General features: G+C 70.4%; 22 protein-coding genes, 5 tRNA genes and 2 pseudogenes. 22 read left to right on the top strand and 7 right to left on the bottom strand.

Annotated features, from left to right (window positions below):
- The first annotated feature begins 77 nt into the window (after positions 1 to 77).
- From WJ438_RS12690 to WJ438_RS12670, 5 genes are all read left to right on the top strand, one after another.
- Positions 78 to 149: transfer RNA gene (locus WJ438_RS12690), tRNA-Gln, on the top strand.
- A gap of 40 nt (positions 150 to 189) precedes the next feature.
- Positions 190 to 262, top strand: a tRNA-Glu gene (locus WJ438_RS12685).
- 86 nt (positions 263 to 348) lie between these two features.
- A tRNA-Glu gene (locus WJ438_RS12680) sits at positions 349 to 421 on the top strand.
- A 22-nt stretch (positions 422 to 443) separates the two neighbouring features.
- A tRNA-Gln gene (locus WJ438_RS12675) sits at positions 444 to 515 on the top strand.
- Positions 516 to 543: 28 nt separating this feature from the next.
- Positions 544 to 616: transfer RNA gene (locus tag WJ438_RS12670), tRNA-Glu, on the top strand.
- Positions 617 to 753: 137 nt separating this feature from the next.
- On the opposite strand, the gene ndgR is transcribed toward WJ438_RS12670, so the two are convergent.
- Entirely contained in the window at positions 754 to 1,467 is a 714-nt protein-coding gene (ndgR, locus tag WJ438_RS12665) for an IclR family transcriptional regulator NdgR (RefSeq protein WP_406725335.1), read from the bottom strand.
- Between the two features lie 253 nt (positions 1,468 to 1,720).
- Here ndgR and leuC point away from each other — a divergent pair, with 253 nt between their 5' ends.
- The 4 genes from leuC (at position 1,721) to WJ438_RS12645 (ending at position 4,998) form a co-directional block, all read left to right on the top strand.
- On the top strand, positions 1,721 to 3,148 hold the full coding sequence (gene leuC / locus WJ438_RS12660; RefSeq protein WP_406725334.1) for a 3-isopropylmalate dehydratase large subunit: 1,428 nt from the start codon (positions 1,721 to 1,723) through the stop codon (positions 3,146 to 3,148).
- 5 nt (positions 3,149 to 3,153) lie between these two features.
- Positions 3,154 to 3,756 (top strand): 3-isopropylmalate dehydratase small subunit, encoded by a 603-nt coding sequence (gene leuD, locus WJ438_RS12655; RefSeq protein WP_406725333.1) that lies wholly within the window; start codon positions 3,154 to 3,156, stop codon positions 3,754 to 3,756.
- Between the two features lie 266 nt (positions 3,757 to 4,022).
- Entirely contained in the window at positions 4,023 to 4,253 is a 231-nt protein-coding gene (locus WJ438_RS12650) for a hypothetical protein (RefSeq protein ID WP_406725332.1), read from the top strand.
- Between the two features lie 136 nt (positions 4,254 to 4,389).
- Complete coding sequence (locus WJ438_RS12645; protein WP_406725331.1) at positions 4,390 to 4,998, top strand: HU family DNA-binding protein; 609 nt, start codon at positions 4,390 to 4,392, stop codon at positions 4,996 to 4,998.
- A gap of 96 nt (positions 4,999 to 5,094) precedes the next feature.
- Here the strand turns inward: WJ438_RS12645 and WJ438_RS12640 are convergent, their stop codons facing one another.
- Together WJ438_RS12640 and cofC are read right to left on the bottom strand one after the other, a co-directional pair.
- Positions 5,095 to 5,298 (bottom strand): hypothetical protein, encoded by a 204-nt coding sequence (locus WJ438_RS12640; protein ID WP_202276163.1) that lies wholly within the window; start codon positions 5,296 to 5,298, stop codon positions 5,095 to 5,097.
- A gap of 9 nt (positions 5,299 to 5,307) precedes the next feature.
- Positions 5,308 to 5,946: a 2-phospho-L-lactate guanylyltransferase gene (gene cofC / locus WJ438_RS12635; protein WP_406725330.1), complete on the bottom strand. Its 639-nt coding sequence runs from the start codon at positions 5,944 to 5,946 to the stop codon at positions 5,308 to 5,310.
- A gap of 159 nt (positions 5,947 to 6,105) precedes the next feature.
- Here cofC and WJ438_RS12630 point away from each other — a divergent pair, with 159 nt between their 5' ends.
- From WJ438_RS12630 to WJ438_RS12620, 3 genes are all read left to right on the top strand, one after another.
- The gene (locus WJ438_RS12630) at positions 6,106 to 7,002 is read left to right on the top strand and encodes a lysophospholipid acyltransferase family protein (RefSeq protein WP_406725329.1); all 897 of its coding nucleotides are present in this window, start codon (positions 6,106 to 6,108) and stop codon (positions 7,000 to 7,002) included.
- Entirely contained in the window at positions 6,999 to 8,009 is a 1,011-nt protein-coding gene (locus WJ438_RS12625; protein WP_406725328.1) for an NAD(P)H-dependent glycerol-3-phosphate dehydrogenase, read from the top strand. The genes WJ438_RS12630 and WJ438_RS12625 overlap by 4 nt, the downstream gene beginning before the upstream one ends.
- A gap of 103 nt (positions 8,010 to 8,112) precedes the next feature.
- A complete protein-coding gene (locus tag WJ438_RS12620) occupies positions 8,113 to 9,270 on the top strand; it encodes a D-alanine--D-alanine ligase family protein (RefSeq protein WP_406725327.1) in 1,158 nt (385 codons plus the stop codon).
- 260 nt (positions 9,271 to 9,530) lie between these two features.
- Here the strand turns inward: WJ438_RS12620 and WJ438_RS12615 are convergent, their stop codons facing one another.
- Entirely contained in the window at positions 9,531 to 10,073 is a 543-nt protein-coding gene (locus WJ438_RS12615; protein WP_406725326.1) for a DapH/DapD/GlmU-related protein, read from the bottom strand.
- A gap of 103 nt (positions 10,074 to 10,176) precedes the next feature.
- On the opposite strand from WJ438_RS12615, the gene WJ438_RS12610 reads away from it, so the two are divergent.
- Complete coding sequence (locus tag WJ438_RS12610; protein ID WP_406725325.1) at positions 10,177 to 11,091, top strand: IS982 family transposase; 915 nt, start codon at positions 10,177 to 10,179, stop codon at positions 11,089 to 11,091.
- A gap of 15 nt (positions 11,092 to 11,106) precedes the next feature.
- Here WJ438_RS12610 and WJ438_RS12605 read toward each other — a convergent pair whose 3' ends face one another.
- Together WJ438_RS12605 and WJ438_RS12600 are read right to left on the bottom strand one after the other, a co-directional pair.
- Positions 11,107 to 11,613 carry a DUF3515 domain-containing protein gene (locus WJ438_RS12605; RefSeq protein ID WP_406725324.1) on the bottom strand — a complete coding sequence of 169 codons (507 nt, stop codon included), beginning with the start codon at positions 11,611 to 11,613 and terminating at the stop codon, positions 11,107 to 11,109.
- A gap of 20 nt (positions 11,614 to 11,633) precedes the next feature.
- On the bottom strand, positions 11,634 to 11,867 hold the full coding sequence (locus WJ438_RS12600) for an Lrp/AsnC family transcriptional regulator (protein ID WP_052579718.1): 234 nt from the start codon (positions 11,865 to 11,867) through the stop codon (positions 11,634 to 11,636).
- Positions 11,868 to 12,085: 218 nt separating this feature from the next.
- Here WJ438_RS12600 and WJ438_RS12595 point away from each other — a divergent pair, with 218 nt between their 5' ends.
- Positions 12,086 to 13,051: a thiamine-phosphate kinase gene (locus tag WJ438_RS12595; protein ID WP_406725323.1), complete on the top strand. Its 966-nt coding sequence runs from the start codon at positions 12,086 to 12,088 to the stop codon at positions 13,049 to 13,051.
- A complete protein-coding gene (thiD, locus tag WJ438_RS12590; protein ID WP_406725322.1) occupies positions 13,048 to 13,869 on the top strand; it encodes a bifunctional hydroxymethylpyrimidine kinase/phosphomethylpyrimidine kinase in 822 nt (273 codons plus the stop codon). The genes WJ438_RS12595 and thiD overlap by 4 nt, the downstream gene beginning before the upstream one ends.
- 109 nt (positions 13,870 to 13,978) lie before the next feature.
- Here the strand turns inward: thiD and rpmB are convergent, their stop codons facing one another.
- Positions 13,979 to 14,164, bottom strand: coding sequence for a 50S ribosomal protein L28 (rpmB, locus tag WJ438_RS12585; protein WP_004924906.1), 186 nt, complete (start codon positions 14,162 to 14,164; stop codon positions 13,979 to 13,981).
- 267 nt (positions 14,165 to 14,431) lie between these two features.
- On the opposite strand from rpmB, the pseudogene WJ438_RS12580 reads away from it, so the two are divergent.
- The 7 genes and pseudogenes from WJ438_RS12580 (at position 14,432) to rpmF (ending at position 22,232) form a co-directional block, all read left to right on the top strand.
- Positions 14,432 to 16,146: pseudogene (locus tag WJ438_RS12580) on the top strand (DAK2 domain-containing protein).
- A gap of 434 nt (positions 16,147 to 16,580) precedes the next feature.
- Entirely contained in the window at positions 16,581 to 18,809 is a 2,229-nt protein-coding gene (recG, locus tag WJ438_RS12575; protein ID WP_406725321.1) for an ATP-dependent DNA helicase RecG, read from the top strand.
- 100 nt (positions 18,810 to 18,909) lie between these two features.
- Positions 18,910 to 19,499, top strand: a pseudogene (rsmD, locus tag WJ438_RS12570) (16S rRNA (guanine(966)-N(2))-methyltransferase RsmD).
- Positions 19,500 to 19,525: 26 nt separating this feature from the next.
- On the top strand, positions 19,526 to 20,005 hold the full coding sequence (coaD, locus tag WJ438_RS12565) for a pantetheine-phosphate adenylyltransferase (RefSeq protein WP_406725320.1): 480 nt from the start codon (positions 19,526 to 19,528) through the stop codon (positions 20,003 to 20,005).
- 131 nt (positions 20,006 to 20,136) lie between these two features.
- Entirely contained in the window at positions 20,137 to 21,258 is a 1,122-nt protein-coding gene (locus WJ438_RS12560) for a cell division initiation protein (protein WP_406725319.1), read from the top strand.
- Between the two features lie 153 nt (positions 21,259 to 21,411).
- A complete protein-coding gene (locus WJ438_RS12555; protein ID WP_406725318.1) occupies positions 21,412 to 22,056 on the top strand; it encodes a YceD family protein in 645 nt (214 codons plus the stop codon).
- A 2-nt stretch (positions 22,057 to 22,058) separates the two neighbouring features.
- Entirely contained in the window at positions 22,059 to 22,232 is a 174-nt protein-coding gene (gene rpmF, locus WJ438_RS12550) for a 50S ribosomal protein L32 (protein WP_406725317.1), read from the top strand.
- Positions 22,233 to 22,241: the final 9 nt, after the last annotated feature.

Here is a 22,241-nt window from a genome sequence, read left to right as displayed (position 1 = left end):
CGCGGGGGACCGGGCCGGAAGGCCACAAACCTCGGGCGCACTGCTAGAACAAGGACCCTCCGGGGATTGCGTTCCAGTGGCCTATGGTGTAATTGGCAGCACGACTGATTCTGGTTCAGTTAGTCTTGGTTCGAGTCCAGGTAGGCCAGCTCGCAGAGCTCATCTGCACCTGCGGATCTCATCCGCGAAGCCCCCGTTGTGTAGCGGCCTAGCACGCTGCCCTCTCAAGGCAGTAGCGCCGGTTCGAATCCGGTCGGGGGTACAGATCCATCCCGCGAGGGCGGCCGGGTAGCGCCCACTGTCCTCACGGTGACACCATCCGGCTTCGGCCGGGTGAGGATCGCCAGGGCCCCCGTTGTGTAGCGGCCTAGCACGCCGCCCTCTCAAGGCGGTAGCGCCGGTTCGAATCCGGTCGGGGGTACTGAACTGGTCTAAACCATCATTGGTCTATGGTGTAATTGGCAGCACGACTGATTCTGGTTCAGTTAGTCTTGGTTCGAGTCCAGGTAGACCAGCTCGGACCTGCGGAAACGCAGTGTCCACGCCCCCGTTGTGTAGCGGCCTAGCACGCCGCCCTCTCAAGGCGGTAGCGCCGGTTCGAATCCGGTCGGGGGTACACAGGTATACAGAAGGAAAGCCCTCCACCTCGGTGGGGGCTTTTTCCTGTCCGCGTATCGAGGTGCGGCGGGACGTGAGCCCGGGGAGGGCCTGCCGCGGCGTTGAGGCGGGCCCGTTCCCGAAGGGCGGATGGGGTCAGGAGCGGCGCAGCGCCTCGGAGAGGCGGGCGGCGGAGTCGATGACGGCCTGGGCGTGCATACGGCCCGGGTGACGGGTCAGGCGCTCGATGGGCCCCGACACCGAGACGGCGGCCACCACGCGGTTCGACGGGCCGCGCACCGGCGCGGAGACGGAGGCGACACCGGGCTCGCGCTCCCCGATCGACTGCGCCCAGCCGCGGCGCCTGACACCCGACAGGGCCGTCGCCGTGAAGCGGGCGCCCTGCAGGCCGCGGTGCAGTCGCTCCGGCTCCTCCCAGGCCATCAGGATCTGCGCGGAGGAACCGGCCTTCATCGTGAGCGTGGAACCCACCGGGACCGTGTCCCGCAGGCCCGACAGGCGCTCCGCGGCGGCGACGCAGATGCGCATGTCACCCTGCCGGCGATAGAGCTGGGCGCTCTCGCCGGTGATGTCGCGGAGATGGGTGAGTACCGGGCCCGCCGTGGCGAGCAGACGGTCCTCGCCCGCCGCCGCGGCCAGTTCGGCCATGCGCGGGCCGAGGATGAACCGGCCCTGCATGTCGCGCGCCACCAGGCGGTGGTGTTCCAGTGCCACGGCCAGGCGGTGGGCCGTGGGTCGTGCCAGTCCGGTCGCACCGACCAACCCCGCGAGGGTGGCCGGGCCGGACTCCAGAGCGCTCAGGACGAGGGCCGCCTTGTCCAGAACGCCGACGCCGCTACTGTTGTCCATGCAACGATACTTGCGTCTCACTCTGTGAAACGCAAGTTCAGTTTTCGGTGGAACACGCCACTCTTGACGTACGAGGCAATCAGCGCGAAGCATTCCGCACGACGCGATCAGTGCTGGGCGCTGACCAGTAGGAAGCACCGTGGCCCGTGGATCACCGGGCCTGGCGGCGACGCCCGGAATCAGGGGTGGGGGCGCCGTCTCCTCACAGATCTCTAGTTGGGCCGGCGCGTGTGTGCCGGTCGGAGGGAAAGCGATGGGTAGGACACTCGCGGAGAAGGTCTGGGACGACCACGTCGTCCGGCGCGCCGAGGGCGAGCCCGACCTCCTCTTCATCGATCTGCACCTGCTGCACGAGGTGACCAGCCCCCAGGCCTTCGACGGCCTCCGCAAGAGCGGCCGCACCGTGCGCCGGCTCGACCTGACCATCGCGACCGAGGATCACAACACCCCGACCCTCGACATCGACAAGCCCATCGCCGACCCGGTCTCCCGGGTTCAGCTGGAGACGCTGCGGGCGAACTGCGCCGAGTTCGGCGTCCGGCTGCACTCGCTGGGCGACGTCGAGCAGGGCGTCGTGCACGTCGTCGGGCCGCAGCTGGGTCTGACCCAGCCCGGCATGACCGTGGTCTGCGGAGACTCGCACACCTCCACGCACGGCGCGTTCGGCGGACTGGCCTTCGGCATCGGCACCTCCCAGGTCGAGCACGTACTGGCCACCCAGACGCTGCCGATGGCCCGCCCCAAGACCATGGCGATCACCGTCGACGGCGAACTGCCCGGCGGTGTCACGGCCAAGGACCTGATCCTGGCGGTCATCGCCCGGATCGGCACCGGCGGCGGCCAGGGCTACATCCTGGAGTACCGGGGCGAGGCCATCGAGAAGCTCTCGATGGAGGCCCGCATGACCATCTGCAACATGTCGATCGAGGCCGGTGCCCGCGCGGGCATGATCGCCCCCGACGAGACGACCTTCGCCTATCTCAAGGGCCGTCCGCACGCCCCGCAGGGCGAGGACTGGGACGCGGCCGTCGCCTACTGGAAGACGCTGCGCACCGACGACGACGCCGAGTTCGACGCCGAGGTCGTCATCGACGCCTCCCAGCTGTCCCCGTTCGTCACCTGGGGCACCAACCCGGGCCAGGGCGTGCCGCTTTCGGCCGAGGTCCCCGACCCCGCCTCGTACGAAGACGCCTCGGAGCGCCTCGCCGCCGAAAAGGCCCTGGAGTACATGGGATTGGCGGCCGGCCAGCCGCTGCGCTCCATCAACGTGGACACCGTCTTCGTAGGCTCCTGCACCAACGGCCGGATCGAGGACCTGCGCGCCGCCGCGGACATCGTCAAGGGCCGCAAAATCGCCGACGGCGTACGGATGCTGGTCGTCCCCGGCTCCGCGCGGGTGGGGCTGCAGGCCGTCTCCGAGGGACTGGACGTGGTCTTCAAGGAGGCCGGCGCCGAGTGGCGGCACGCGGGCTGCTCGATGTGCCTGGGCATGAACCCCGACCAGCTCGCCCCCGGTGAGCGCTCCGCGTCCACCTCCAACCGCAACTTCGAGGGCCGGCAGGGCAAGGGCGGCCGTACCCACCTGGTGTCCCCGCAGGTCGCCGCCGCCACCGCGGTCCTCGGCCACCTGGCCTCCCCGGCCGACCTCGCCGCCGACACCCGTACGCCCGCTGGAGTCTGAGAGCCATGGAAGCATTCACCACGCACACCGGCCGGGCCGTCCCGCTGCGCCGCAGCAACGTCGACACCGACCAGATCATCCCCGCCCACTGGCTCAAGAAGGTGACGCGGGACGGGTTCGAGGACGGGCTGTTCGAGGCCTGGCGCAAGGACCCCGAGTTCGTGCTCAACCGCCCCGAGCGGGAAGGCGCCACGGTCCTGGTGGCCGGCCCCGACTTCGGCACCGGCTCCTCCCGCGAGCACGCCGTCTGGGCACTGCAGAACTACGGCTTCAAGACCGTGATCTCCTCCCGCTTCGCCGACATCTTCCGCGGCAACTCGCTGAAGAACGGACTGCTCACCGTGGTCCTCGAGCAGAAGACCGTGGACGCGCTGTGGGAGCTCACCGAGCGCGACCCGCAGGTCGAGATCACCGTCGACCTGGAGGCCCGCGAGGTGCGCGCCGAGGGCATCACCGCCCCCTTCGAGCTCGACGAGAACTCCCGCTGGCGGCTGCTGAACGGGCTCGACGACATCTCCCTCACCCTGCGGAACGAGGCGGACATCTCCGCCTACGAGGCGAAGCGCCCGTCGTACAAGCCGCAGACGATCACAGTCCCGGCCGCCTGACGCGAAGTCCTCGCGGCAGGTCGACTTTCAGCCACCCCAACCCTCCCTCCGTACCCCCGATCGGACCGATCGGGGGTACGGCCGTGTCTGCACCCGTTCGGCCCCGCGCGCCCTCTTGAGGCCTTGCAACTTCCCACGTTATGAAGGTGGTTGTCGGGGTACACGTGTCGCGTGCGCGTGATCTCCGAGTGTGCCCGGACCGCCGTCCGAGGCGCCAGTTGCCCCCTGCGCAGGCGACAACTTGCCCCAGATGGCACAATCTGTGCATGGAACGCGACGGCCAACTCGAGCTCTACACGCTGGTCGCGGCCCGGCTCAAAGAAGCGCATGCAAAAGTGCGCGCACTGCAAGTACCGGAGGGCGTACGGATGGCGCTGACCCGGAAGCTGCTGGTCATTACGGCCGCGGCCAAGCACGATCTCGCCAACGCGGCAAGGCGGCTGGAACTGTTCATCACGGACCTCGACGAGGGCCGATTCCCCGACGAGGAACGCTGAACCAGTCAAGGCAGCCGAGTTCGTTGCGGCACAAGGGTGATAAGCCCGTTTCGTGTTTGATTTGCGGTATATATCTGCCTAACGTGCGAAAATGCTTGAACGAATTCGTTCGGGCGATGTCTCCGAAGGGGAAGACGTGAACAAGGCGCAGCTCGTAGAAGCGATTGCCGACAAGATGGGCGGCCGACAGCAGGCCGCCGACGCCGTCGACGCGGTCCTCGATGCCATCGTCCGCGCCGTGGTGGCGGGAGACCGGGTCTCCGTCACCGGTTTCGGTTCGTTCGAGAAGGTCGACCGTCCGGCCCGCTACGCCCGCAACCCCCAGACCGGCGAGCGGGTTCGGGTCAAGAAGACGTCGGTGCCGCGCTTCCGGGCGGGACAGGGCTTCAAGGACCTGGTGAGCGGCTCGAAGAAGCTGCCGCGCGGTGGCGAGGTCGCCGTCAAGAAGGCGCCCAAGGGCAGCCTGTCCGGCGGGGCTTCGGCGACGGTGAAGAAGGCCGCCGCCAAGAAGACCGCGAAGAAGGCCGCCGCCACGAAGACGACGGCGAAGAAGACGACCGCCAAGAAGACGACGGCGAAGAAGGCCGCCACCCAGCAGGCCGCGCCGGCCGCCAAGACCACCGCGGCGAAGAAGACGACCGCCAAGAAGGCCCCGGCGAAGAAGGCCACGGCCACGAAGGCGCCCGCCAAGAAGTCGACCGCACGCAAGACCACCGCCAAGAAGACCACTGCCCGCAAGAAGTAACGGCAGTCGAGCGGTACTCACGCGCCGGGCCGGACTCCTTCACGGAGTCCGGCCCGCGGTGTGTCCGGCACCCGCGCCGTGCGCTGCGGCGGCGGGTCAGAACGTGTGGAGCGTCACCAGCGTGATCCGCCGGGCCTCGCCCTCGCCCTGGGTCTCGACGCGCACACGCTGCCCGGGGCGCAGCAGCCTGAGGCCTCCGGCGTCGAAAGCCCGCGCGTCGAAGGGCACCGGCGTGCCGTCGTCCAGCAGCACCTGGCCGCTGCGGCTTTCGGGGTCGTAGGTGTACGCGGTCGCCTGCATGTCGGCAGCCTACTGCTCCGCGATCAGCAGCCGCGCGGTGGCGGTTGCCGTGCGGGGTCCCACGCCCAGCGCCAGCGCCGCCCGCAGATCGTCGCCCGTGTCCACGTCCTGCCGTACGGAATCCACCGCGTCCAGGCGGAGTTCGGCGGCTCCGAACGCCCGGTGCCGGGCCCGGGAACCGGGGCCGAAGGAAGGGCGCAATTCCTCGTTCGGTGCAGCGGAGAGCAGTGTGGTGCCGACGGCCGCGGCATCGGAGAGGAAGGCACGCGGGAATGCGGCGGCCCCGTCGAGGACACGGGTCAATTCGGCCGGGCGCAGCGCGGGAAGATCGGCGTTGAGGGCCGCCACGGGCCCCGCGTTCCGGAAGGCCCGCACGGTGGCGGCCGCGTGGGCGAGTGCCGCGTTCAGGCCGCCGCCCGGTTCGTCGGAGACGATGTGGGCGCCGAGCGCGGCCAGCTCACGGCCGGCCAGGGCGTCGTCCGTGACGACCACCACTTCGCGCACGGCGCGGCAGGCCAGCGCGGCCGCGATCGTGTCCTGGGCGAAGGCCAGGGCGAGCTCCGGACGCACCGCGTCGTCCGCGGTGTCCGCGAGCCTGCTCTTGGCCTCGGCCAGCGGTTTCAGGGGTACCACCAGGGTCCACTGCACGCGTGTTACGTCCCTCTCTCGTCGGCGCCATTGTCCCCCGTGGCACCCGGTGGCCAGGGGGCCGGGGCGTACGGTGTTCTCGACAGACCGGCGGCCCGGGGCGACACTTGTGCGGCCCGCCTGGCCCCCCGGCTCCAGGACTTAGAGGAAGGTGTCCCTGTGCCGCGCCGCAGAATCGGCTTTTGGTACCGCTTCGCCGCGGTTCTCTGTAAACCGCCGCTGGTGGTTCTGCTCAAGCGGGACTGGCGCGGAATGGAGAATATTCCGGCCGAGGGCGGATTTATCACCGCGGTGAACCATAATTCGCACATCGACCCCTTCGCCTATGCGCACTTTCAATACAACACCGGTCGCGTTCCGCGATTCCTGGCGAAGAGCGGTCTTTTCAAGAAGGGATTCGTCGGTGCCGCGATGCGGGGTACCGGGCAGATCCCCGTCTACCGGGAAAGCACGGACGCGCTCAGCGCCTTCCGGGCCGCGATCGACGCCGTGGAGCGCGGTGAATGCGTCGCCTTCTACCCCGAGGGCACCCTCACCCGCGATCCGCACGGCTGGCCCATGACCGGCAAGACCGGTGCCGCGCGAGTGGCCCTGCGGACCAAGTGCCCCGTCATCCCGGTCGCGCAGTGGGGCGCCAACGAGGTGCTGCCGCCGTACGCCACCAAGCCCCGCTTCTTCCCGCGCAAGACCCACCGCGTGCTGGCCGGACCGCCCGTGGACCTGGACCGCTTCTACGACCGGGAGATGACCCCGGAGCTGCTCAAGGAGGCGACCGAGGCCATCATGGCGGCGGTGACCCGTCTGCTGGAGGAGATCCGCGGGGAGAAGGCCCCCGAGGTGCCCTACGACCCGCGCCGTGAGCGCTCGGAGCAGGGCCGCAGGACCCGGGCGCAGACCCGGCGGAGGCGGCGGGACGGATCGTCGGACCACGGTTCGCCCGACCACGGGTCACCGGGGCGCGGCGTGCCGGAGCAGGGATCGCCGGAGGACCGGCGGCAGGAGGAGCACAGGCCCGGCGAACGGGCCGCCGCGCGGAAAGAGGGGCTGGGCAAGTGAGCAAGCCGGTCAAGGCTGCCGTCTTCGGCACCGGATCGTGGGGCACGGCCTTCGGCATGGTGCTCGCCGACGCGGGATGCGACGTCGTGCTGTGGGCACGGCGTCCCGAACTCGTGGAAGCGGTCAACTCCACCCGCACCAACCCCGACTACCTGCCCGGTGTCGAACTCCCGGAGAACCTGCGGGCCACCACCGACGCCGCCGAGGCCGCGCGCGACGCCGACTTCACCGTCCTCGCGATCCCCTCGCAGACGCTGCGCGCCAACCTCGCCGGGTGGAAGCCGCTGCTCGCCCCGGACACGGTCCTGGTGTCGCTGATGAAAGGCGTCGAACTCGGCTCCGCCATGCGGATGAGCGAGGTGATCGAGGACGTCGCCGGAGTCGGCGCCGACCGGATCGCCGTGGTCACCGGACCCAACCTCGCCCGTGAGGTCGCCGCCCGGATGCCGGCCGCCGCCGTCGTCGCCTGCACCGACGAGGCCGTGGCCCAGCGGCTCCAGGCCGCCTGCCACACGCCGTACTTCCGCCCGTACACCAACACCGACGTCGTCGGCTGCGAACTGGGCGGCGCCGTGAAGAACGTGATCGGGCTGGCCGTCGGCATCGCGGACGGCATGGGGCTCGGCGACAACGCCAAGGGCTCGCTCATCACCCGCGGGCTCGCCGAGACCACCCGGCTCGGTGCCGCGCTCGGCGCGGACCCGCTGACCTTCGCCGGACTCGCGGGCCTGGGCGACCTGGTGGCCACCTGCTCCTCACCGCTCTCGCGCAACCACACCTTCGGCACCAACCTCGGCAAGGGTATGACCCTGGAGGAGACCGTCGCGGTCACGAAGCAGACCGCCGAGGGCGTCAAGTCCTGCGAGTCGGTGCTGGATCTGGCCCGCCGGCACGGCGTCGACATGCCGCTCACCGAGACGGTCGTCGGCATCGTGCACGAGGGCAAGCCGCCGGTGGTCGCCCTCAAGGAGCTGATGTCGCGCAGCGCGAAGCCGGAGCGGCGCTGAGCCGCACCGAGCGGCGTCCGTGCGACGGCAGCGGGCCGACCCTCCGTTTGCGGCGTTGCGGACGCTTCATCGTGGCTGTACCACCGGGTACTCTCATCGCCATATGAGCACCGAGAACCTTCCCCAGAGCCCCGAGCAGCCGCCTCGCAAGCCGCGTGTGGCCGTTGTGTTCGGCGGGCGCAGCTCCGAACACGGGATCTCCGTGGTCACCGCCGGCGCCGTCCTCAAGGCCATCGACCGGACCAAGTACGAGGTCCTGCCGATCGGCATCACCCAGGACGGCCGGTGGGCGCTCACCGCCGACGAGCCGGACCGCATGGCCATCGTCGACCGGCGGCAGCCCAGCGTGGACCAGCTCACCGACTCGGCCGAGGGCGCGGTGGTGCTCCCCCTCGATCCCGGCAACCGCGAAGTCGTCTACAGCGAGCCCGGTTCGGTGCCCAAGGCGCTCGGCGAGGTCGACGTCGTCTTCCCGATGCTGCACGGCCCCTACGGGGAGGACGGCACCCTGCAGGGCCTCCTGGAGCTCTCAGGCGTCCCCTACGTGGGATCCGGAGTGCTCGCCTCGGCCGTCGGCCAGGACAAGGAGTACATGAAGCGGGTGTTCACCTCCTTCGGGCTGAAGGTCGGCCCGTACGTGGTGATCCGGCCGCGCGAATGGGAGCGCGACGAGTCCGCCGCCCGCAAGAAGATCATCGGTTTCGCCGGTGAGCACGGCTGGCCGCTGTTCGTGAAGCCCGCACGGGCGGGCTCCTCGATCGGTATCACCAAGGTCGACGACCTCTCCGGCCTGGACGAGGCGATCGCCGTGGCCCGGCGGCACGACCCGAAGATCCTGGTGGAGGCGGCCCTACGCGGCCGAGAGATCGAGTGCGGTGTGCTGGAGTTCGAGGAGGGCCCGCGCGCCTCGGTCCCCGCCGAGATCCCGCCGCCCGACGCGCACGCGTACTACGACTTCGAGGCCAAGTACATCGACTCCACGCCCGGCCTGGTGCCCGCACCGCTGACCGACGAGGAGACGGCCGAGGTGCGCAGGCTGGCGGTGGAGGCGTTCGAGGCGGTCGGCTGCGAGGGGTTGGTGCGCGCGGACTTCTTCCTCACCGAGGACGGCGAGTTCGTGATCAACGAGATCAACACGATGCCCGGCTTCACGCCCATCTCGATGTACCCGAAGATGTGGCAGGCCACCGGTGTCGAGTACCCGGAGCTGGTGGACCGACTGGTGCAGGCGGCGCTCCGCCGCCCGACCGGACTGCGCTGAGCCGCAGCCGGCACATCGGAATGCGACGGCAGGCCCAGGTCCTGCCCGGCGGATCAAGTCGGGGGAAACGGACGGTGCCCACCCCGCGTCTCCGGCATGGTCCGCCGGACAGAACCTAGATGATCAATTCCAAGGGGTCGGGGAGCGAGCGGAGGGTCTCTTACACCTTGGACTGGAGCCAGTTGCTTCGGGAAGACTCCAGGCTTCCGATGTGGTTATGGCTGCCCGCAGTTGGGCTCGGCGTGGCCCCGAAGAGGCCGTCACCACTTTCGGTGCACGGTTGCCTTACTGCCGGCCACCAAGCTTGCCGGCGGAACGTCATCGGCCACGACCGCGCCAGCGGCAACCACGGCGTCACGGCCAATGCTGACGCCGGGCAGGATCGTGGCACCGGCACCGATCCACACATTCTCCGCCACGTCGATGGGTGCGCCGGTGAGGTATAACCGCCGCTCCTCGGGATCAACCGGGTGGCCGCTGGTGATGAACGTGACCTTCGGTCCGATCATCACGCGCTCGCCGAGCCGGATACCGGCATAGTCCAGGAACGTGCAGTTCTGGTTGATGAAGACGCGCTCGGCGAGGTCGAGGTTCAGGCCATGGTCCGTGTAGAAGGGCGGATAGATCGTGACTCTCGGCGGCAGTGGCTTGCCAAGGATCTGCTCGAACAGTTCCGCCTTGCCCGCTTCGTCTTCGAAAGGCAGGACGTTCAGGCGGGAGGTGAGCTCGGTGACCCGCAAGACCCTCTCGGCCATGGCCTGGAACTCGGCGCTGCGGATGCGCATGAGACGGTCGCTGGACATGCCACGATCCTTTCTGTGCACCGGTGGCGGGACACGACTCACCGGATGATCAAAGTCAAGGGGTGCCGGCGGAGACGAAAACGAGGGCGTCCAAGATCGTTTTGTGACGAACAACCTGGACACCCTCGCGACGGCACTCTATGTGAAGACCGACGACCTGCTGAAAGCGTCTCCGCATCTGGCGCCATGGCGTCCGGCCGTCGGGATCGCCCCGCAGCTCACCGACGCCGAACTCGTCACGCTGGCAATGATGCAGGCCATGCTCGGCTTCACCTCCGAGGCCAGGTGGCTCCGCCACGCCCGCGGTCACCTGCGGCACCTCTTCCCGTACCTGCCCCAGCAGCCCGGCTACAACAAGCGCCTGCGCAAGGCCGCCGCGCTGCTGCGGCGGGTCACCCGGCTGCTGGCCGCCGACACCTCGGTATGGAGCGACGACGTGTGGATCGTGGACTCCACCCCGGTGGAATGCGGCCGCTCCCGCGAGACCGTCAAACGCTCCGACCTGGCCGGATGGGCCGAGTACGGGTACTGCGCCAGTCACAGCCGCTTCTTCTGGGGCATGCGGCTGCACCTGGTGTGCACCCTGCAGGGCCTGCCCGTCGCCTTCGCCCTGACCGGCGCCAAGGCCGACGAACGCGAAACCCTGCTGGACCTGCTCGCCGCCGAACCGGGCCTGACTTCCGCCCGCCCTGGACAGACGCTGATCGGTGACAAGAACTACTTCGGCCGCACCTTCGAAGACCGGCTTGCCGAACTGGACATCCGGCTGCTGCGGCCGGCCCGCAAGGGCGAGGCGGAACGGCCCGGCGCCCCGCTGTTCAAACCGTTGCGGCAGGTCATCGAGTCGGTCAACGAGACCTTCAAGGGCCAGCTCAACCTCGAACAGCACCGAGGCCGCACACCAGGCGGCGTGATCGCCCGCGTCATGCAGCGCATCCTCGCGCTGACCGCCGCGATCTGGCACAACGACCACACCGGACAGCCCGTCCTACGCTCACTGACCGCCTACGACCACTGACTTGGAATTGATCATCTAGGAGGCGATCCCCTCGGGGATCGCCTCCTTGATGGCCGGGGCGAGATCGATCAGTACGCCCGTGCTGTCCCGTCCGCCGGTCACCCGGACCTCGACATAGGCCTCACGGCTGGCGGTCGTGAAGCGGTACGTCTCGTCGTCCTGCTGCTCCATCAGCCAGTCGACGCCGTTCACGCCCCCCGCCATCGCGTCCGGGTCGTTGCCGTTCGCCACCTTGGGGTCGATCATCTTCGGCGGCTGCCCGACACCGCACCGCAGTATGATCGCCACGCCGCCCCAGCCCGCGGTCAGTTCGGACGCGGGTTCGGGATCGTCGCGATTCTCACCGTCCACCGTCGCCGGCAGGGCCTTGTCCAGCTTCTGGCACAGCTTGGTGACCTTCGCGTCCGGGCTGGGAACCGCCGTCGACGCGCTGCCGTCTGCTGAGGAACAGCCCGCGGTGGTGATCAGCACGGCGGCGGCGAGTGCGGGCAGGACTGCGTGACGGTGACGGAAGGAGCTCACCGACACAGGGTAGACGGGGGTTACAGATGGACGACCGGGCAGGTCAGGGTACGGGTGATGCCGTCCACCTGCTGGACTTTCGCGACCACCATGCGACCCAGGTCGTCGACGGTGTCGGCTTGGGCGCGCACGATGACGTCGTAGGGTCCGGTCACGTCCTCGGCCTGGATGACTCCGGGGATCTTGCCGATCAGATCGGCGACGGTCGACGCCTTGCCGACCTCCGTCTGGATCAGGATGTACGCCTGTACCACGAAACCTCCAGAGCGGCCACGAGGATCATGTGGGGAAAAGGAACGCCACGGTATCGCGTCGCCGCTCGTCGCGGGGAGACCTGCGGGACCCGGACTCCGCGCGCCGGGGTCCGGACTGCACAGAAGTTGACGGTCACTTCGACCGTAGCGAGGACACAGACGACTCGCGACCGGGAACGGGACCGGGAACGGACAGGGAAAGAAGGGGAGCTGGGGAAATGAAGGGCACTGTTGGTGAGCTCGGGGAGTTCGGGCTCATCAGGGAGCTCACCTCCCGTCTCACCACCACGCCGGCGGTCCGGGTCGGCCCCGGCGACGACGCCGCGGTGGTCGCCGCACCCGACCGCAGGGTCGTGGCCAGCACCGACATCCTGCTGGAGGGCCGTCACTTCCGCCGCGACTGGTCCACGGCCTACGACGTCGGCCGCAAGGCCGCCGCCCAGAACCTCGCCGACATCGCGGCCATGGGCGCCGTGCCGACCGCGCTGCTGCTCGGCCTGGTCGTCCCCGCGGAACTGCCGGTGACCTGGCCCTCGGAGCTGATGGACGGCCTGCGCGACGAGTGCCAGGTCGCGGGCGCCGCGGTGGTCGGCGGAGACGTCGTCCGCGGCGACACGATCATGGTGTCGATCACCGCGCTCGGTGACCTGCGCAACCAGGAGCCGGTGACCCGGGGCGGCGCACAGCCCGGTGACCTCGTCGCGGTGACCGGTTGGCTCGGCTGGTCCGCGGCCGGGCACGCGGTGCTCTCGCGCGGCTTCCGCTCGCCGCGCGCCTTCGTCGAGGCGCACCGACGCCCCGAACCGCCGTACCACGCGGGCCCCGCGGCCGCGGGGCTGGGCGCGACCGCGATGTGCGACGTGAGCGACGGCCTGATCGCCGACCTCGGGCACATCGCCGAAACCAGCAAGGTACGCATCGACATCCGTTCCGGGGCGATCGACATCCCCTCCCAGATGAACGACATCGGACAGGCCGTCGGCGTCGACCCCATGCAGTGGGTGCTGACCGGGGGAGAGGACCACGCGATCGTGGCCACCTTCCCGCCGGACGTGAAACTGCCCGCCCGCTGGAAGGTGATAGGCGAGGTGCTCAACCCCTCGGCGCTGCCCCAGGTGACGGTCGACGGGGCGCCCTGGACCGCTCAGGCCGGCTGGGACCACTTCGGGGACATCGAGTCATGAGCGCCGGGGCCGCTCCACCGAGGGTGCTGACCGTCGCCGGCTCGGACTCCGGCGGGGGCGCGGGAATCCAGGCCGACCTGAAGACGATGCTCGCGCTGGGCACGCACGGCATGAGCGTGATCACCGCGGTGACCGCGCAGAACTCCCTCGGTGTGCAGGGCGCCTGGCCGCTGCCGGTGGAGGCGGTACGGGCCCAGTACCGCAGCGTCGTCGACGACATCGGCGTCCAGGCGGTCAAGACCGGCATGCTGGCCTCCGCCGAACTCGTCGAGGCGGTGGCCGATCTGGTCTCCGGGACCCGGGCGCCGGTGGTCGTCGACCCGGTCGGCGTCTCCAAGCACGGGGACGCGCTGCTGGCGTCCTCCGCGCTGGACTCCGTACGGACGAAGCTGCTGCCGGTCGCGACCGTGGCCACGCCGAACCTGGACGAAGTGGCGCAACTCGCCGGTGTCCGGGTGGAGTCGGAGCAGGACTTCCACCGGGCCGCGGAGGCGCTGCTGGCGTTCGGACCGCGGTGGGTCGTGATCAAGGGCGGTCACCTCGCCGGGGGCACGGGCGAGGCCGTCGACCTGTTGACGGACGGTTCACAGGAGCACTGGCTGCGCGCCCCGAGGTACGACAACCGGCACACCCACGGCACGGGCTGCACCCTCGCCTCGGCGATCGCCGCGCAACTGGCGAAGGGGCAGCCGGTGCCGGCGGCGGTGACGGCCGCCAAGGAGTACGTCACGGGGGCGATCGCGGCCGGATTCGCGCTGGGCGGCGGAATCGGGCCGGTGGATCACGGGTGGGCGCTGACGCGGTCCGACGCGGGCTGAGAGCGTCCGTGCGGCAGGCGTGCGTACGGGGACGGCAAAAAGCCGGTCCACCTCAGGTGGACCGGCTCAGTGCGGTGAGCCAGCTGTGGCCGCGCGCTCAGCGAGAGCGTCAGCGCGAGACCTTGCCGGCCTTGATGCACGAGGTGCAAGCGTTCACGCGCTTCGGCGTCCCGCCCACCACGGTACGCACGCGCTGGATGTTCGGGTTCCAGCGGCGGGGCGTACGGCGGTGCGAGTGCGAGATGTTGTTGCCGAAGCCCGGCCCCTTGCCGCAGACGTCGCAGTTGGCAGCCACGGGTCACTCCAAAGACTTCAGATGCACTTACGGTTGATCCCGGCACGCCGGGATCAGGATGCCGGAGCTCCAGGAGCCCTTGGGAATCTGAGTGGCTTTGCCAGGGAGAGGCCCGATTCGGATCGGGCAACCGGAGCAGCATACAACGGCTGCACCAGTAGAACGAAACTACCATGCCAGCTCAGGGGCCCGTCCCGGCCCGCTTCCGCCGTCCGGTGCCCCAAGGTCTACGCTGCGAGCCACGTCCAGCAGTTCTGGGAGGCGCAGGTGGCGCAGGTGCCGCAGACATTCTTCGATGCTCTCGCGGTGCGTGCCTGGTGCGGACTCGCGCTCGACGCCCTCGGGCGGGCGCGTGAGGAGATCGACGCGATCAATGTCTACCCCGTGGCGGACGGCGACACCGGTACGAATCTCTACCTGACGGTCGAGTCCGCCGCCACGGCGGTCGAGGCGGTGTTCGCGGGGCACGAGGCCGAGCGGATCGACAGGGCTCAGGGCGCCGACGGGCCCACGCTGGCCGACGCGGCGCGGGCGATGGCACACGGTGCGCTGATCGGCGCCCGCGGGAACTCCGGGACGATCCTGGCGCAGCTGTTGCGGGGCATGGCGCAGGTGCTGGCCGGGTACGAGGCGGCGACCCACGCCGACGGCCAAGGGCTGCGGCACGCCCTGCGCAACGCGGCCGACTCCGCGCGTCAGGCCGTGGCCCACCCCGTCGAGGGCACCGTGCTCACCGTCGCCTCGGCCGCCGCCGACGCCGCCGCCGAGGCGGCCGGCGGCGCGGAGGGCGACTGCGGGGCGGTCGCGCGGGCGGCTTACGAGGGAGCCAGCGCGGCCCTCGCCGCGACACCGGGCCAGCTGGCCGTGCTCCAGCGGGCGGGAGTGGTGGACGCGGGCGGCCGGGGCCTGGTGGCGGTGCTCGCGGCGCTGGTGGAGACGTTCACCGGGGAGACGCCGAGAGGCCCCGCGCCCGATTCCGTGCTCCCCGCGCGCGTGGAGCACGGCGCATCCGCCGGGCCCGTGGAGTGCGCCGACGGTGAGGGGGTGACAGGGCTCACCGGTCCCGCCTTCGAGGTGATCTACCTCCTGGAGGCCTCGGACGCGGCCGTGGATCGGCTGCGGCAGCGGCTCGACGGTCTCGGGGACTCACTCGTCGTGGTCGGCGGCGACGGACTGTGGAACGTCCACGTCCATGTCGACGACGCAGGCGCCGCCGTGGAGGCGGGGGTCGAGGCCGGGCGCCCGCACCGCATCCGGATCACGCACTTCGGCGCCGGTGACGCACACACCTCCGGGGCCGGGCGTCCGCCCCGGGAACGTGCCCGGCGGGCCGTGGTGGCCGTGGTTCCCGGAGAAGGGCTGGCCGGCCTGTACACCGAGGCCGGTGCGATCACGGTGCTCGCCCGGCCCGGCGAGCCGCCGGCGAGCGGCGAGCTCGTCGAGGCCGTGCGGCGGGCGCACGCGCGTGAGGTGGTGCTGCTGCCCAACGACGAAGAGCTGCGGCACACCGCCGCCGCAGCGGCCGAACAGGCCCGCTCCGAAGGGTTCCGGGTGGCCCTCATCCCGACGCGTTCCGCGGTCCAGGGCATCGCGGCGCTCGCGGTGCACGAGCCGGAGCGCCGCTTCGACGAGGACGTGGTGGCGATGACCTCGGCGGCCGGCGCGACCCGGTACGCCGAGGTCACCGTCGCCGAACGGCAGTCCTGGACCATGGCCGGCATCTGCCAGGCCGGTGATGTCCTCGGCCTCGTCGAGGGCGACGTGGCCGTGATCGGCGACGATGTCACGGCCACCGCCGCGGCCGTCCTGGACCGGATGCTCGCCGCGGGCGGAGAGATGGTCACCCTGGTCCTCGGCGACGAGACCCCCACACCGTCGCCGCCCACCTGGAGGCCCGGGTCCGCGAGGGCTACCTGGCGGTCGACACGGTGCTCTACCACGGCGGCAGACAGGGCGCCCTGCTCCTCATCGGCGTGGAGTGAACACCGGGTCCGTCCCGTCGCTGACCCTTCCGGGAGCTTCCCGTCCCGACGCGCTGCGCCGGGACCTCCGCCCGGGCCCTGCCAGGCGCTCTGCGAGGCGTCCGGTGTCTCCGTCCGGCGGCGACGATACGGCGTCCTTCGAAGAGGACGTTGCGGGCTGCGCTGTGGTCGCGGTCGTGCACGGTGCCGCACCCGCCGCACGTCCATTCACGGAGAACGCCCGGTCGGACAGCAACTGGTCGACCCGCTCGGTGAGCAGCATGCCCTTCAGGGGGCACGCGGTGCCCCGCGCGCCGGGCCGGGCCGGCCGCCGACGGCAGCACGTACGCCACCCCGCGGACACCGGCCGGCCGATTCGGCTGACCAGGGATTCCCCAGACGTCCCGGGTCGTTTCGGCTCCCGCGTTCCCCCTTTGTCAGTGCCTTGGTGTGCAATGGATCTCGTGCCCGCACTGCGAGAACCACTGGAACAGCCGCTGAAGTCGGTGCTCGGCCCTCCCACCGCGAAGGTGATGGCCGAGCACCTCGGCCTGCACACGGTCGGCGACCTCCTCCACCACTATCCCCGCAGATACGAGGAGCGCGGCCAGCTCACGCACCTCGCGGACCTCCCCATGGACGAGCACGTCACCGTCGTCGCCCAGGTCGCCGACGCCCGCCTGCGCACCTTCGCCTCCACCAAGGCCCCGCGCGGCAAGGGCCAGCGCCTGGAGGTCACCATCACGGACGGCAGCGGCCGGCTCCAACTGGTCTTCTTCGGCACCGGCGTCCACAAACCGCACAAGGAGCTCCTGCCGGGCACTCGCGCGATGTTCGCCGGCAAGGTCTCCGTCTTCAATCGCCGCCTCCAGCTCGCCCACCCCGCTTACGAGTTGCTGCGCGGCGACTCGGAGGAGAGCGTGGAGACCTGGGCCGGCGCGCTGATCCCGATCTACCCCGCCACCGCCAAGCTGGAGTCCTGGAAGATCGGCAAGGCGCTCCAGACCGTCCTGCCCAGCGCCCGGGACGCCGTGGACCCCCTCCCCGGCGCACTGCGCGAGGGGCGCGGCATGGTCCCGCTGCCCGAGGCCCTGCTGAAGATCCACCGCCCGCAGACCAGGGCCGACATCGAGGACGCCCGCGCCCGCCTCAAATGGGACGAGGCCTTCGTCCTCCAGATCGCCCTCGCCCGCCGCCGCCATGCCGACGCCCTGCTTCCCGCCGTCGCCCGCAGACCGAAGCCGGACGGTCTGCTCGCAGCCTTCGACGACCGCCTTCCCTTCACGCTCACCGAAGGCCAGCAGAAGGTCTCGAAGGAGATCTTCGACGACCTGGCGACGGAGCACCCGATGCACCGGCTGCTCCAGGGCGAAGTGGGCAGCGGAAAGACCCTGGTCGCCCTGCGCGCCATGCTCGCCGTCGTCGACGCCGGGGGGCAGGCGGCCATGCTCGCGCCCACCGAGGTGCTCGCCCAGCAGCACCACCGGTCGGTCACCGAGATGATGGGCGAGCTGGCCGAGGGAGGAATGCTGGGCGGGGCGGAGAACGCCACCAAGGTGGTGCTGCTCACCGGCTCCATGGGAGCGGCGGCCCGCCGCCAGGCCCTGCTCGACCTGGCCACCGGCGAGGCCGGCGTGGTGATCGGCACACACGCGCTGATCGAGGACAAGGTCCAGTTCCACGATCTGGGCCTGGTCGTCGTCGACGAGCAGCACCGGTTCGGTGTGGAACAGCGCGACGCCCTGCGCGGCAAGGGCAAGCAGCCCCCGCACCTGCTCGTCATGACCGCCACACCCATTCCGCGCACGGTCGCGATGACCGTCTTCGGCGATCTGGAGACCTCCGTCCTCGACCAGCTCCCGGCCGGCCGCTCGCCCATCGCCAGCCATGTCGTCCCCGCCGCCGACAAGCCCCACTTCCTGGCCCGTGCCTGGGAGCGGGTGCGCGAGGAGGCCGAAGGCGGCCATCAGGCGTACGTGGTCTGCCCGCGCATCGGCGACGAGGAGGACGACCCGAAGGCCGGGAAGAAGAAGCCCCCTACGGCCACGGAGGAGGCCGATGCCGAGAAGCGCCCGCCGCTCGCCGTCCTCGACGTCGCCGACCACCTGGCGAAGGGCCCGCTGAAGGGCCTCCGCGTGGAGGTCCTGCACGGCAGGATGCAGCCCGACGACAAGGACGCCGTCATGCGCCGCTTCGCCGCGGGCGAGACCGACGTGCTGGTCGCCACCACCGTCATCGAGGTCGGGGTCAACGTCCCCAACGCGACCGCGATGGTGATCATGGACGCGGACCGTTTCGGCGTCTCCCAGCTCCACCAGTTGCGCGGCCGGGTCGGCCGCGGCTCGGCCCCCGGCCTGTGCCTGCTGGTCACCGAGATGCCCGAGGCGAGCCCGGCCCGGCAGCGGCTGGGCGCGGTCGCCGCCACCCTCGACGGTTTCGAGCTCTCCCGCGTCGACCTCGAACAGCGCCGCGAGGGCGATGTCCTGGGCCAGGCCCAGTCCGGCACCCGCTCCAGCCTGCGCGTGCTCGCCGTCATCGACGACGAGGAGATCATCGCCGAGGCCCGTGAGGAGGCGGTCGCGGTCGTCGCCGCCGACCCCGACCTGGAGCGCCTGCCGGGGCTGCGCACAGCACTGGCCGCTCTGCTGGACGACGAGCGGGAGCAGTATCTGGAGAAGGGCTGACAGACTGGAGCCACCCGTCGGGCACGCGGCACCCAGCCACGTACGTGAACGCATCCCGAACACATCCCGAGCGCACCGACACAAGGACGAGGACCAGGACATGACCCGCGTGATCGCCGGCCGGCCGGCGGGCGCCGCCTGGGCGTACCGCCGGGCAACGGCACCCGCCCCACCTCCGACCGTGCGCGCGAAGGCCTGTTCTCCACCTGGCAGGCCCTCCTCGGCGGCCCGCTGGACGGCGAGCGCGTCCTCGACCTGTACGCCGGTTCCGGCGCCGTGGGCCTGGAGGCCCTGTCCCGAGGAGCGGGGCACACCCTCCTCGTCGAGGCCGACGCCAGGGCCGTCCGCACGGTCCGGGACAACATCAGGGAGCTGGGACTGCCCGGCGCCGAAGTCAGACCGGGCAAAACGGAACAGGTCATCCGCACACCCCCGCCGACGGCCGGGCCGTACGACATCGTCTTCCTCGACCCCCCGTACGCCGTCTCCGACGACGACCTTCGCGAGATCCTGCTCACACTCCGCTCCGGGGGGTGGCTCGCCGAGGAAGCCGTCGTCACCGTGGAGCGCAGCACCAGAGGCGGAGAGTTCGGGTGGCCGCCCGGTTTCGACGCGATCCGGGCCCGCCGCTACGGCGAGGGAACGTTTTGGTACGGTCGCGCCGCCTCTACGTGCGAAGACGCACGATGACCGGACCGGAGAGCGAGGGATCACAAGTGCGCCGCGCCGTATGCCCCGGGTCGTTCGACCCCATCACCAATGGACATCTCGACATCATCGGCCGCGCCTCCAGCCTCTACGACGAGGTCTACGTCGCGGTGATGATCAACCAGGCCAAGAAGGGCCTGTTCGAGATCGAGGAACGGATCGACCTGATCCGCCGGGTCACCGCCGAGTACGGGAACGTCCGGGTCGAAGCCTTCCACGGTCTCCTCGTCGACTTCTGCAAGCAGCGGGACATCCCCGCGATCGTCAAGGGCCTGCGCGCGGTCAGCGACTTCGACTACGAGCTGCAGATGGCCCAGATGAACAACGGCCTCTCGGGTGTGGAGACCCTCTTCATCCCCACCAACCCCACCTACAGCTTCCTGTCGTCCTCCCTGGTCAAAGAGGTCGCCACCTGGGGCGGCGACGTCTCGCACCTGGTGCCCCCGGAGGTCCTCTCCGCCCTCTCCGAGCGGCTGCGCAAGGACTGAGCGCCGCCAGGACGGCCGCCCCGGGGCGGCGGCGACCCGGCGATCCCCCGGCCGGTGTTCCCCGCCCGCCCCAGGGCCGTACAGTCGTTGCGTCCGTCTCCAACACAGCTGTAGAGAGTGGCGAGCACACGGTGGACGTGCAGAAGAAGCTGGACGAGATCGTCGCCGCGGTCTCCGGCGCCCGGTCGATGCCCATGTCGGCCTCGTGCGTGGTCAACCGCGCAGACCTGCTCTCGATGCTCGAAGAGGTGCGCGCGGCGCTGCCCGACTCCCTCGCCCAGGCCCAGGAACTCATCGGCGGCCGCGAGCAGATGGTCGAGCAGGCCCGCCAGGAGGCCGAGCGGATCATCGAGGACGCGCACGCCGAGCGCGGCTCCCTGATCTCCGGCACGGAGGTCGCCCGCCGCTCCCAGTCCGAGGCCGACCGGATTCTCGCCGAGGCCCGCAAGGAGGCCGAAGAGGTCCGGGCGGAGGCCGACGACTACGTCGACTCCAAGCTCGCCAACTTCGAGGTCGTCCTCACCAAGACCCTCGGCTCCGTCGGCCGCGGCCGCGAGAAGCTGCTCGGCACCGGGCCCGGCCTCGACGAGCAGGGCCACGAGGATGAGGACGCCCCCGAGCGCAGCCACGACCCGGAGGCCCTGCGCCGCAGCGCAGACGAGTACGTCGACGTCAAGCTCGGCGCCTTCGAGGCGGTCCTCGCCAAGACCCTGGAGGCGGTGGGCCGGGGCCGTCAGACCCTGCACGGCCGGATCGCCAGCGACGACCTCGGTGCCCTCTCCGAGGACCTGACCACGCTCCAGCACTCCAGCGACGCCGACTACCTCGCCGACCTCGCGGCCATGCCGGACACCCCGGCCACCCAGCGGATCCCGCAGCAGCCCCAACAGGGTCCGCACATCCCCCAGCAGGATCCGCAGCAACAGGACTACGCCCAGCAGCAGGCGGCGTACGGCTACCAGCGGCAGGCCGCCCAGCAGCCCGACCCGTACGACGGCTACCCGCAGCAGTACGGCGGTGGGCAGGACCCGTACGGTTACCAGCAGCAGACCGCCCAGCAGGACCCGTATGCCGCCTACCAGGGCTACGAGGCCCCGCAGCAGCCGGCGTACGACCCCGGCCAGGCCCAGCAGGGCTACATCCCGCAGCAGCAACAGACCCCGGCCACCCTCGACGAGACCAGCCTCTTCGACACCAGCATGATCAGCGCCGAACAGTTGCGGGCCTACGAACAGGGCCGCGGCAACGGCTGACCGGCCCGGCGCCGACCGCCGCGGGGACCGGATTGGGCGGAGAGCCAAAGGTCCAGTATCCTGGCTCCTCGGTCGTGTACACGTCCGCGATCCACGCTGCCCGGGAACTTCACGGGCCGGCGTTTCCCCCAAGCTCGAAGACCGAAAGCAGGAATGGCTCTGAACGCCCGCCTCGACCACCGCAATCCCCTCGTGTTCGACACGCACGAGCTGGGACGGAGGCCGGGCGCGCTGCAGCGGCTGACCCGCTCGGTCGAGGCGCCCAGGGACCTCGGTATCCAGGGAGTCGTCGGAGTGCCGGAAGGCGCCCCGGTGGAGCTTGAACTCCGGCTCGAGTCGGTCATGGAAGGGGTGCTCGTCACAGGCACCGCCCGTGCGACGGCCGAGGGGGAGTGCGTAAGGTGTCTGGAGCCGCTCGAGCTGGAACTCGTGGCGGATTTCCAGGAGATGTTCTCGTACCCTGACGCCGACGACCGGGGCCGTGTGATCGCGGAACCGGGCGACGACGCCGAGGACGACGAGGACAGATTCTTCCTCGAGGACGGCATGTTCGACCTCGAGACCGTGCTGCGTGATGCGGTGGTGCTCGCACTGCCGATGCAGCCGGTGTGCCAGGACGACTGCCCCGGCCTGTGTTCCGAATGCGGAGCCCGGCTCGCGGACGACCCGGACCACCACCACGACGCCGTCGACATCCGTTGGGCGGCACTGCAGGGACTCGCCGGTTCACTCGAAGATGGCGAGAAGGACGAGATGAGCGGCGCCGAACCGGACGTCGACGAGAAGCAGGAGAAGTAGCCGTGGCTGTTCCGAAGCGGAAGATGTCGCGCAGCAACACGCGCCACCGCCGGTCGCAGTGGAAGGCTGCGGTCCCCACCCTGGTTGCGTGCGAGCGCTGTCACGAGCCCAAGCGGCAGCACATCGCGTGCCCGTCTTGCGGCACCTACAACAAGCGCCAGGTCCTCGAGGTCTGAGCGGCTGGT

Origin of the sequence: Streptomyces sp. GD-15H, assembly GCF_045291515.1 — a bacterium.
GTDB lineage: Bacteria > Actinomycetota > Actinomycetes > Streptomycetales > Streptomycetaceae > Streptomyces.
Note: the sequence above shows the minus strand (reverse complement) of the source record. Positions and strands in the feature narration are given on the sequence as shown.